Below are 4,309 nucleotides of genomic sequence, written 5' to 3'. Positions count from 1 at the left end.
TGTCAGCGCATGCGACACAACGACGAGCACGTGCAGCAGTTGTCCACTGCTCGGCGCCGCGTCAGGTGTGTCGTCTGGAACATGGCTCCAGAATACGGGCAAACCTTTCCCCTGGGGCGCCCTGTCTCACGATATGGTCATTCGTCCCACATGGTGGCGAACTCCTGGCACGCAACGAGGCCTGACCGCGCTAGTCGAGGGCCCCGCCGAGCGCTGCGAGGACCTGCTCCCGCCGCGGCAGACCCGAAGCGCGGGTGGATACCGCGCCGTCAGCGTCCAGTATCAGCACCGTCGGCGTACGCATGATGTTGAGCCGGCGCACCATCGCCAGATTCTCCTCGGCATCGATCTCGACCGTCACCACCCCATCGAGCTTGGCCGCAATGTCCGTGAGAAGCACCCGCGTCGCCCGGCACGGACTACAGAAGGCGCTGGAGAACTGGACCAGCGTGGCGCGCGTCCCCAGCGCTCCACCGATGTCGGCGGGAGTCAACACCTCGGCGCCCGACGATCTGGTCGACGTCCCGAACCGGCCATTGCGGTTCTTGAACGTCAGTGCCGTGACCACCGTCAGCAGCACGGCAACGAGGAGCACCACGATTCCGGTCATGCAGCGAGTTTACGTCGCGCTGCCGAGCCGCAGCGCCCTGATCAGACCCCGGACATGCCGATCAGCTGGCCGCCGACGTAGACCAGTGGCGCTGCCAGGGCGACCGACATCGCGCCCGGGAACCCCCACCCGGCAGCGGCATGCCTGCGTCCGCGCGACCAGGCCCGGCCCAGGACCTGGCCCAGCACTGCGAACAGGGCGGCGGCCGAGCCGATCGCGACACCGAACAGCCAGGTCATGGGCGAGTCGACTGATGCCGCAACTGCAGCACCTCCCAACGCGCCTGTGAGGATGGCCAGCGATGCGGCAACGAACCGGTCGATCGGGACCAACCATCCGAGCAGACCAGCGGCCACTCCTGCCGACCCGATCGCGACCACCTCGGCTCCGCCGAGCGACTGCGCCGCGCCAATCCAGCCGGTCGCCAGCGCCGCGAAGACTCCCAGCGTCACGGCGTACGTCGTCGAGGGGACCAGGTCGGACCGCCCGTCGGTGCGCAGCATCTGCGCCATCAAAGCGACGAAGACCGCCACCGCGATGGCAGGCATGATGCCCGCCAGCATTCCGTGGTCGGTCGCCCCGACCACGTCCGGCGACGATCCGGTGGCTCCGTCGAGCAGCCCAGGAAAGAGAGTGATCAGCGTGGCTACGACGCCAGCAACCAGCGCGGCGACGAAATGCGGCGACGGGATCGCGCGACCAGCAGGGTCGATCGCACTCGGCGCCAGGGCGATGAGCACCTGCACGACCAGCACCGCGGCCGCGACGAGCTCCGGCCCGGCGTACGCGGTGAGGGTGATCACGCCCACCAGCGCAAGCGACATCAGGGTCGATCCAAGGCGTGGCACTCCGGCATGATGCCAGTTACCGGCGCGAGTTTCAGTCGACGCGGCCACTCAGCCGCCTGCGAAAGGAGGCAGGAACTCCACGGTGTCGCCGGCGTTCAGCGCCACCGAAGCATGATCGCGCGCGCCGACAGGGGTCTCGCCCACCAAGATCGAGCACGTCGAGATCACGTCGTCGAAACGGTCGCGATCGCGGTGGCGCTGGCTGATCTCGTCGATCAGCGCCGCCAGCGATCCGGGCGGAACCTGCTCTGCCGCGACACCTGCCGCGGAGCGCGCGGACGCCCAGTAGTGCACTGTGACGCTGTTCTCATTCACGTCGCCTCCGGCCAATTGATCAGACACATGTCGTATTGTTGTCCATGCGAACGCGTCACGGTGATCCACCGCGACCCTTTCGCGCAGACCGACCCGGCTAGCCACGCGGCAGGAGGAGGACGCATGTCCCACCTGCTCCTGCTCACCAAGAGCACGCAGTCCTCGGTCGAGGTGCTGCCGGCCCTGGCCCTCCTCCCCCACCACGTCAAGATCCTTCCCGCCGAGGCAAGCGCCCTGATCGATGCCCCGCCGTGCGACGCCGTACTGGTCGACGGTCGGCTCGATCTGGCCCAGGTCCGCAGCCTGACCAGGGTCATCCGCACCACCGGCGTCGAGTGCCCGCTGATCCTGATTCTGACCGAAGGTGGGCTCGCCGTCGCGGCCGCCGACTGGGGCATGGACGACGTGATCCTGACGACCGCGGGTCCGGCCGAGCTCGAAGCCAGGCTCCGACTCGGCAGCGGCCGGCTCGCCGCCCGCAAGGACGGCGACCGCCAGAGCCATGTGATCTCGTCCAGCGGACTCGTGGTGGACGACGTGACGTACACGGCCAAGCTGGAGAACCGGACGCTCGACCTCACGTTCAAGGAGTTCGAGCTCCTGAAGTTCCTCGCCCAGCACCCCGGCCGGGTGTTCACCCGCCAGCAGCTCCTGCAGGAGGTGTGGGGCTACGACTACTTCGGTGGCACCCGCACGGTCGATGTTCACGTCCGGCGCCTGCGCGCCAAGCTCGGCACCGACAACGAGACTCTCATCGGCACCGTCCGCAACGTTGGCTACCGCTTCGTCGCCACCAAGTCCGAGGCTGCACGCGACACCGCCGACGCAAAGGCCTAGGTTCGAGGCCTGATGGCCCATCTCACTGCGCACGGTCTGCTCGAGCTCGTCCTGGATGAAGGATCCTTCGTCTCGTGGGACGAGCCAATTGACCATTCCGGGCTCGATCCGACGTATCAGCAGGAGCTCGCGGCAGCAGCAGAACGCGCCGGAACAGACGAGTCGGTGCTCACCGGCCGCGGACTCATGCGGGGGCGACCCGTGGCTGTCGTGGTCAACGAGTTTCGTTTCCTCGCTGGATCGATCGGTCGCGCTTCGGCGCTACGCATCACGTCGGCGGTTCGCCGGGCCACTGCGGAAGGCATCCCGGTGCTGGCCACTACCGCGTCCGGCGGTACCCGGATGCAGGAGGGGACACCGGCGTTCATCCACATGATCGACATCACCCGCGCGATCATGGACCACCGCGCGGCCGGCCTCCCCTACCTGATTTACCTGCGGCATCCCACGACCGGGGGAGTCTTCGCCTCGTGGGGATCGCTCGCCCACATCACGATTGCAGAGCCTGGGGCCCTCATCGGCTTCCTCGGACCCAAGGTCTACGAGCTGTTGGAGGGCAAACCCTTCCCGCCCAACATCCAGACAGCCGAGAATCTTGCCGACCGTGGGATCATCGACGCCGTCGTGCTCCCCGACGAGCTGCCGCTCCTGGTCGATCGTGCCCTGGGCCTGCTGGTCGATGCCCCGACCCCACAGACCCGCGAGCTGCGAACCGGCACGGTCCGGCGCGAGCGATCCGCGTGGGAGTCGATTCAGATCACCCGAGAGCGCCAGCGCGCCGGCGTGCGCGAAGTGCTGCGCTACGGCAGCGACGCGACCGTGCGGCTGCAGGGCACCGAGAAGGGTGAGCGCGACAGCGCGATGATCGTGGCTTTCGCACGGATGGATGGACAGCCCTGCGTAGTCATCGGACAGGACCGGACGACTCAGACCCGCTTCAAGCCCATGGGGCCTGCCGCCCTGCGAGAGGCGCGCCGTGGCATGCGGCTGGCCAACGAGCTACGTCTCCCGCTGGTGTCGTTCATCGACACCCCCGGCGCAGAGCTGTCGCCCCACGCCGAGCAGGGCGCGATTGCGGGAGAGATCGCCCGGTGCATCAGCTGGATGTCCACGATGCGAGTGCCGACCGTGTCGGTGCTGCTGGGTCAAGGGTGCGGGGGCGGCGCTCTCGCGCTTCTCCCGGCGGATGTCGTGATCGCGGCCGAGAACGCCTGGCTGTCGCCACTGCCGCCCGAGGGCGCCAGCGCGATCGTGCACGGCGATCTCGACCACGCCGCGCAGATGGCCGAGGCGCAGCGCGTCGGAGCGATCGACCTGCTCGAGAACGGCACCGTCCAGCACATCGTGCCCGAGCCCACGGGCGACACCCCCGAAGGACTGGCGCGGGCCATCGCCGCCGAGGTCGGTGCCCAGCTCGTGGCGCTGCGGAACCGATGAGTCTGCTCGACCTGGCCGAGCGCGCCGAGTCGGCCGATGGTGTCGCGCCCTTCAACGAGGCCAGCATCTTCGCGCTCCGCGAAGGGGCACGGGCCCGCGTCATCGTGCAGCAATCTGAACCGGACGGCAGGATCGCCGCCGCCGCGTACGCCGTGGGTGATGCGCCGGTCGAGGTGGTGGTCGATCCCGATCGGCGCCGCGCGGGTCGGGGACGACGCATTCTCGACGAGCTCCTGGCCGACGGCGAGGAGCAATTCTGGGC

Annotated in this window: 6 protein-coding genes; 3 read left to right on the top strand and 3 right to left on the bottom strand. The window is 68.5% G+C overall.

Annotated features, from left to right (window positions below; translation table 11 throughout):
• Positions 1–190: 190 nt before the first annotated feature.
• The 3 genes from WB461_RS00720 to WB461_RS00710 are packed head-to-tail and all read right to left on the bottom strand — an operon-like array spanning position 191 to position 1,842.
• Complete coding sequence (locus tag WB461_RS00720) at positions 191–610, bottom strand: TlpA family protein disulfide reductase (RefSeq protein WP_423850808.1); 420 nt, start codon at positions 608–610, stop codon at positions 191–193.
• Between the two features lie 41 nt (positions 611–651).
• Positions 652–1,458: a hypothetical protein gene (locus WB461_RS00715; protein WP_423850807.1), complete on the bottom strand. Its 807-nt coding sequence runs from the start codon at positions 1,456–1,458 to the stop codon at positions 652–654.
• Between the two features lie 48 nt (positions 1,459–1,506).
• Positions 1,507–1,842 (bottom strand): MoaD/ThiS family protein, encoded by a 336-nt coding sequence (locus WB461_RS00710; protein WP_423850806.1) that lies wholly within the window; start codon positions 1,840–1,842, stop codon positions 1,507–1,509.
• Between the two features lie 54 nt (positions 1,843–1,896).
• On the opposite strand from WB461_RS00710, the gene WB461_RS00705 reads away from it, so the two are divergent.
• From WB461_RS00705 to WB461_RS00695, 3 genes are all read left to right on the top strand, one after another.
• Complete coding sequence (locus WB461_RS00705) at positions 1,897–2,610, top strand: winged helix-turn-helix transcriptional regulator (RefSeq protein WP_423850805.1); 714 nt, start codon at positions 1,897–1,899, stop codon at positions 2,608–2,610.
• 12 nt (positions 2,611–2,622) lie between these two features.
• Entirely contained in the window at positions 2,623–4,047 is a 1,425-nt protein-coding gene (locus WB461_RS00700; protein ID WP_423850804.1) for a carboxyl transferase domain-containing protein, read from the top strand.
• On the top strand, positions 4,044–4,309 hold a 266-nt coding region (locus WB461_RS00695), incomplete at its 3' end, for a hypothetical protein (protein ID WP_423850803.1). The genes WB461_RS00700 and WB461_RS00695, both read left to right, overlap by 4 nt.

It is taken from the genome of Aeromicrobium sp., from assembly GCF_049587115.1.
Lineage (GTDB): Bacteria > Actinomycetota > Actinomycetes > Propionibacteriales > Nocardioidaceae > Aeromicrobium.
This window is presented reverse-complemented; position numbering and strand designations above follow the sequence as displayed.